General features: G+C 73.6%; 5 protein-coding genes. 3 read left to right on the top strand and 2 right to left on the bottom strand.

The window, feature by feature from the left end; all coding sequences use genetic code 11:
* Both ACFUEL_RS33015 and ACFUEL_RS33010 read left to right on the top strand, forming a co-directional pair.
* Nucleotides 1-603: TetR/AcrR family transcriptional regulator (locus tag ACFUEL_RS33015; protein ID WP_380240804.1), on the top strand; the 603-nt coding region annotated here is incomplete at its 5' end.
* Nucleotides 604-766: 163 nt separating this feature from the next.
* Nucleotides 767-1,771 (top strand): endonuclease/exonuclease/phosphatase family protein, encoded by a 1,005-nt coding sequence (locus ACFUEL_RS33010; protein ID WP_380240802.1) that lies wholly within the window; start codon nucleotides 767-769, stop codon nucleotides 1,769-1,771.
* On the opposite strand, the gene ACFUEL_RS33005 is transcribed toward ACFUEL_RS33010, so the two are convergent.
* Both ACFUEL_RS33005 and ACFUEL_RS33000 read right to left on the bottom strand, forming a co-directional pair.
* Nucleotides 1,765-2,541 (bottom strand): putative protein N(5)-glutamine methyltransferase, encoded by a 777-nt coding sequence (locus tag ACFUEL_RS33005; RefSeq protein WP_380240800.1) that lies wholly within the window; start codon nucleotides 2,539-2,541, stop codon nucleotides 1,765-1,767. The two genes, ACFUEL_RS33010 and ACFUEL_RS33005, sit on opposite strands and share 7 nt — an antisense overlap.
* Nucleotides 2,542-2,747: 206 nt before the next feature.
* Nucleotides 2,748-4,490 carry an NAD+ synthase gene (locus tag ACFUEL_RS33000; protein WP_380240798.1) on the bottom strand — a complete coding sequence of 581 codons (1,743 nt, stop codon included), beginning with the start codon at nucleotides 4,488-4,490 and terminating at the stop codon, nucleotides 2,748-2,750.
* A gap of 218 nt (nucleotides 4,491-4,708) precedes the next feature.
* On the opposite strand from ACFUEL_RS33000, the gene glnA reads away from it, so the two are divergent.
* The gene (gene glnA, locus ACFUEL_RS32995; protein WP_014135480.1) at nucleotides 4,709-6,070 is read left to right on the top strand and encodes a type I glutamate--ammonia ligase; all 1,362 of its coding nucleotides are present in this window, start codon (nucleotides 4,709-4,711) and stop codon (nucleotides 6,068-6,070) included.
* The last annotated feature ends 40 nt before the right edge of the window (nucleotides 6,071-6,110 follow it).

Genomic DNA, 6,110 nt, shown 5'->3' with positions numbered 1-6,110 from the left:
GAGCAGGACGCTCCGCGGCGGGGCCGTCCGCGCAGCGAAGCCGCCGAACAGGCCATCTACGCCGCGGTCGAGAAGCTGATGGAGGACGGCACCGGCCTGTCCGAGCTGTCCATCGAGCGGATCGCCGCCGAGGCGGGCGTCGGCAAGGCCACCATCTACCGGCGCTGGCCCAACAAGGAGGCCCTGCTGGTGGACGTGGTGGCCCGGCTGGAGGAGCCGCTGCCCCCGCTGACCGGCCCGACCTACCGGGACGACCTGATCAACGCCGTCGACTACATGCGCCGGCGCGGCCTGATCAAGCGCTCCCGCTGGGTCGTCCGCTCCGCGCTCGGGCAGATGAACAGCTGGCCCGAGCTCAAGCACACCTACCAGGAGCGGGTGGTGCGCCCCCGGCGCGAACTGGTCCGGCAGATCGTCCGGCGCGGCGTCGAGGCGGGCGAACTGCGCGCCGACCTGGACCAGGAACTGCTCTGCGAACTGCTGATCGGCCCGATCCTGCTGCGCACCGTCCTGTGGGACGACGCGCCGCTGGAGGACCCGGACCTGCCCCGGCAGATGGTCGACGCCGCCCTGCACGGCATCGGCGCCGGGCCCGCCCGCTGACCGCTCCGCCGCCCCCCGGCCGCCCCGTCCGGCGCAGACCTGGAACTTTCCGGGCACTTCGCCGCGTCCATCCCGTCATAGGCTGAGCCGAGAATCGGATCGGTCCAGGTCAAGGACGGGGCCGGCGGGCGGACCGGCCGGGTGCGGCGGCGAGGAGCGGACGATGGTGCGGGCGGACGGCCCGGCGGTACTGGCGCAGGAGCCGGCACGGCCCGAGGGGCGGCGGGAGAGGCTGCGCCGCTGGCTCGACTGGCGGCGCGGGTGGCCGCTCAGCGTGCTCGGCCTGCTGGCCGCCCTGCTGCTGGTGTTCCACGCCCAGGTGCCCAACGCCGTCGGCAACCTGGGCAGCCTGCTGGAGACCTTCCTGCCCTGGCTGGGCCTGGCCGTCCCGGTGCTGCTCGGGCTCGCGCTGTGGCGGCGCGCCGGGGTGGCGCTGGTCGCGGCGCTGCTGCCCGGCGCGGTGTGGCTGAACCTGTTCGGCGCGCTGCTGGTCGACAAGAGCAGCGGGCCCGGCGACTTCACCGTCCTGACCCACAACGTGGCCGCCGCCAACGACGACCCGCAGGGCACCGTCCGGATGCTCACCGGCTCCGGCGCCGAGATCGTCGCGCTGGAGGAGCTGTCCGCGTCCGCCGCCCCCGGGTACGCCGAGGGGCTGGCCGCCGCCTTCCCGTACCACGTGGTGGAGGGCACCGTCGGGCTGTGGTCCAGCTACCCGATCGACGAGGTCTCGGTGGTCGACCTCAAGATGGGCTGGCCCAGGGCCTTCCGCGCCCGGGTCAGCACCCCCAAGGGCCCGCTCGCGGTGTACGTCGCCCACCTGCCCTCGGTGCGGGTCAAGTTCGACAGCGGCTTCACCGCCGGCCGGCGCGACGTCAGCGCGCAGGCCCTCGGCGACGCGATCGAGCACGAGCCGCTGCGCCGGGTACTGCTGCTCGGCGACCTCAACGGCACCATGAACGACCGCAGCCTGGCCCCGGTCACCTCGCAGATGCGCTCCGCCCAGGGCGCGGCCGGCGACGGCTTCGGCTTCTCCTGGCCCGCCTCCTTCCCGACCGCCCGGATCGACCAGATCCTCAGCAAGGGCGGCCTGGTCCCGACCGACTCCCGCACCCTCCCGGCGGACGCCAGCGACCACCTCGCGGTGCTCGCCGACTACCGCTACTGACGCCGCCCGATCACCACGGTGGCGTCCCGCTCCCCGTCCTGCTCGGTGCGCGGGTCGAGCCCCGCGGCCGCCAGCAGGGCGGCGGTGGCCGGGGCCTGGCGGGCGCTGGTCTCGACCAGCACCCGGCCGCCGGGCGCCAGCCAGCGCGGGGCGGCCGCCGCGACCCGGCGCTGCACGGCCAGGCCGTCCGCGCCGCCGTCCAGCGCCACCGCGGGCTCGTGGTCGCGGGCCTCCGGGGGCAGCAGCGGGATCTCGCCGGTCGGCACGTACGGGGCGTTGGCCAGCAGCAGGTCGACCCGGCCGAGCAGGCCGGGCGGCAGCGGCGCGTCCAGGTCGCCCAGGTGCACCCGTCCGCCGTACGGGGCCAGGTTGCGGCGGGCGCAGGCCACCGCGGCCGGGTCGATGTCCGCGGCGTGCAGTTCGACGCCGGGGCCGAGCCGGGCGGCCAGCGCCGCGCCGATCGCGCCGGAGCCGCAGCACAGGTCGAGCAGCACCGCGCCGGGGCGGCCCAGCGCGGCGGCCCGCTCGACCAGGAACTCGCTGCGCCGGCGCGGCACGAACACCCCGGGGGCGAGCGCGACGCGCAGCCCGGCGAACTCGGCGAAGCCGACCACCTGCTCCAGCGGCCGGCCGGCGCAGCGCAGCCGGACCAGCTCGTCGAGCCGGGCGGGGTCGGGGGCGGCGGCCAGCAGCAGCCGGGCCTCGTCCTCGGCGAAGACGCACCCGGCCGCGCGCAGCCGGTCGATCACGGGGGAAGGGGGGAGTGACACGGGGACCTCTCGAAGAGCCTGGCGGGCTCCCCGTCCGGTCAGGCCGCGACCCGGCGGCGGGGGAGCACCTCGACGACCTGCACGGTGATCTCTCCCACCTCCTCGATCCGGGCGCGCCGGGCGCGCACCTGACGCGCCTGGCGCGCGCCGCGGCGCTCACCCTAGCCCTTCGCGCCCCCGCTGTCAGCCGCGCGCCGCCGCGGTGCTCAGCCCTGCCGCCAGCGGTTGGTGATCGGCAGCCGGCGGTCGCGGCCGAAGTTCTTCGGCGAGACCTTCGGGCCCGGCGGGTACTGCCGCCGCTTGTACTCGGCGGTGTCCACCAGCCGCACCACCCGGTCCACCACCTCGGCCGGGAACCCGGCGGCGACGATCGCGTCCCGCCCCTCGTCGCCCTCCACGTACCTGGTCAGGACGGCGTCCAGCAGGTCGTAGTCGGGCAGCGAGTCGGTGTCCACCTGGTCCGGGCGCAGCTCGGCGGACGGCGGCTTGGAGATGGTGTTCTCCGGGATCGGCGGCACCTCGCCGCGCGCCTCGGCCGCCGCGTTGCGCCAGCGCGCCAGCTTGAAGATCAGCGTCTTGTAGACGTCCTTGATCGGCCCGTACGCGCCCACCGAGTCGCCGTACAGCGTCGAGTAGCCGACCGCCAGCTCGCTCTTGTTGCCCGGCGCCAGGACGAGCTGCCCCTCCTGGTTGGAGATCGCCATCAGCAGCGTGCCGCGCAGCCGGGACTGCAGGTTCTCCTCGGCCAGGCCGGTCAGCTCGGCGGCGCCCATGTACGCGTCGAACATCGGGGCGATCGACACCGTGCGGAAGTGCAGGCCGGTGCGGCGGGCCAGCTCGGCCGCGTCGTCCCGGGAGTGCTGCGAGGAGTAGCGCGAGGGCATCGAGACGCCGTACACGTTCTCCGCGCCGACGGCGTCCACCGCGATCGCCGCGACCAGCGCCGAGTCGATGCCGCCGGACAGGCCGATCAGCACCGAGCGCGCGCCGTTCTTGCGGACGTACGCCCGGGTGCCCTCGACCAGCGCCGCGTACACCTCGGCCTCGTCGTCCAGCCGCTCGCCGACCTGCGGCGCGAGCGGCTCGGACCGCTCCTTCGGGGCGCCGCCCAGGTCGACCCTGGTCAGCTTCAGGCCGTCGGCCAGCACCGTGCCGTCCGGCAGCCCGTCCTCGGCCGCGGCCGGCAGGTCGAGGTCGACCACCAGCAGCGCCTCCTCGAACTGCGGCCCGCGCAGCAGCAGTTCGCCGCCCTCGGTGACCACCATCGACTCGCCGTCGAAGACCAGCTCGTCCTGCGCGCCCACCATGTTCAGGTACACCAGCGGGCAGCCCGCCTCGGCCGCCCGGCGCCTGACCAGCTCCAGCCGGACGTCGTCCTTGTCGCGCTCGTACGGCGAGCCGTTGATCGACAGCAGCAGGCCCGCGCCCGCCTGGCCGGTGGCGGCGACCCGGCCGCCCTCCTGCCAGATGTCCTCGCAGATCGCCAGCGCCACGTCCACGCCGTGCAGCCGCAGCACCGTCAGCTGGTCGCCCGGCACGAAGTACCGGTACTCGTCGAACACGCCGTAGTTCGGCAGGAAGTGCTTGGCGAACCTGGTCACCACCTCGCCGCCGCGCAGCACCGCCGCGCAGTTCTGCGGCCGGCCCGCGTACCGGGTGCCCGGCTCGCCGCGGCCCAGGTAGCCGACGACCACCGGGGTGTCGCCCAGGCCCTCGGCGGCCAGCTTCGCCGCCAGGTCGACCAGCGCGGCGCGCGAGCCCTCGACGAACGAGCCGCGGAAGGCGAGGTCCTCCACCGGGTACCCGGTCAGCACCATCTCCGGGAAGGCGATCAGGTCGGCGCCGGACCCGGCGGCCCGCTTCGACCAGCGCAGCACCTCCTCGCTGTTGCGGGCGAGGTCACCGACCCAGGGGTCGATCTGGCACAGGGCGAGACGCAGATTCGGCATGCCCACGAGTGTAATCGTCTAACTGACGTTATGTCGCGGGGGGTGCCTCCGTCCGGCCCCGCGCGTCCGCCGCCCCCCGGAACCGCCAGGGATCGGCAAGCGGGCGATGATCCGCCATGATGGGTGGCGACGCGGTCCGCGCGAGGTCTTCGCCGGGCCGGGCCGGCCGGTGCGGGCGGCGTAACACGGGCGTAAAGAGCAGAGGTGAGACTGTCCCCATGGGCAAGCAGCAGGAGTTCGTGCTTCGCACGCTCGAGGAGCGTGACATCCGGTTCGTCCGACTGTGGTTCACCGACGTGCTCGGGTTCCTCAAGTCGGTCGCGGTCGCCCCGGCGGAACTGGAGCAGGCGTTCGAGGAGGGCATCGGCTTCGACGGCTCGGCGATCGAGGGCTTCGCCCGGGTCTACGAGTCCGACATGATCGCCAAGCCGGACCCGACCACCTTCCAGATACTGCCGTGGCGCTCCGAGAACCCCGGCACCGCCCGGATGTTCTGCGACATCCTGATGCCCGACGGCTCCCCCTCCTACGCCGACCCGCGCTACGTCCTCAAGCGCACCCTGGAGAAGGCGTCCAACCTCGGCTTCACCTTCTACACCCACCCCGAGATCGAGTTCTTCCTCCTCAAGGACCTCCCCGGCGACGGCACCCCGCCCACCCCCGCCGACCAGTCCGGCTACTTCGACCACACCCCGCGCGGCATCGGCCACGACTTCCGCCGCCAGGCCATCACCATGCTCGAATCCATGGGCATCTCGGTCGAGTTCAGCCACCACGAGGGCGCCCCCGGCCAGCAGGAGATCGACCTGCGCTACGCCGACGCGCTCTCCACCGCCGACAACATCATGACCTTCCGCCTGGTCATGAAGGAGGTCGCCCTCGAACAGGGCGTCCACGCCTCCTTCATGCCCAAGCCGTTCTCGCACTTCCCCGGCTCCGGCATGCACACCCACGTCTCCCTCTTCGAGGGCGACCGCAACGCCTTCCACGAGTCCGGCGCCGAGTACCAGCTCTCCAAGGTCGGCCGCTCCTTCATCGCCGGCCTGCTCAAGTACGCCGCCGAGACCGCCGCCGTCACCAACCAGTGGGTCAACTCCTACAAGCGCATCTGGGGCGGCTCCCAGCGCACCGCCGGCGCCGGCGGCGAAGCCCCCTCCTACATCTGCTGGGGCCACAACAACCGCTCCGCCCTGATCCGCGTCCCGATGTACAAGCCCGGCAAGCAGGGCTCCACCCGCATCGAGGTCCGCTCCCTCGACACCGGCTGCAACCCCTACCTCGCCTACGCCGTCACCCTCGCCGCCGGGCTCAAGGGCATCGAGGACAACCTCGAACTCCCCCCCGGCGCCGACGACGACGTCTGGGCCCTCACCGACGCCGAGCGCCGCGCCCTCGGCATCCAGCCCATGCCGCAGAACCTCGGCGAGGCCATCGACCTGATGCAGCGCAGCGAACTCGTCGCCGAAACGCTGGGCGAGCACGTCTTCGACTTCTTCCTGCGCAACAAGCGCCAGGAGTGGGAGGAGTACCGCTCCGAGGTCACGCCGTTCGAGCTGCGCAAGGTGCTGCAGGTGCTGTAGGCCCTGGTCAGCGGCCGTCCGCCACGAAGCGGTGGTGCCC

The organism is Kitasatospora sp. NPDC057198 (assembly GCF_042670125.1).
Lineage (GTDB): Bacteria > Actinomycetota > Actinomycetes > Streptomycetales > Streptomycetaceae > Kitasatospora.
The sequence above is the reverse complement of the archived record's forward strand: the minus strand, read 5'-3'. Positions and strand labels throughout refer to the sequence as shown.

Coding starts and splice junctions, on each gene's coding strand:
- ACFUEL_RS33010 (WP_380240802.1), top strand. CDS start 767: ATGGTGCGGGCGGACGGCCCGGCGGTACTGGCGCAGGAGCCGGCACGG.
- ACFUEL_RS33000 (WP_380240798.1), bottom strand. CDS start 4,490: ATGCCGAATCTGCGTCTCGCCCTGTGCCAGATCGACCCCTGGGTCGGT.
- glnA (WP_014135480.1), top strand. CDS start 4,709: ATGGGCAAGCAGCAGGAGTTCGTGCTTCGCACGCTCGAGGAGCGTGAC.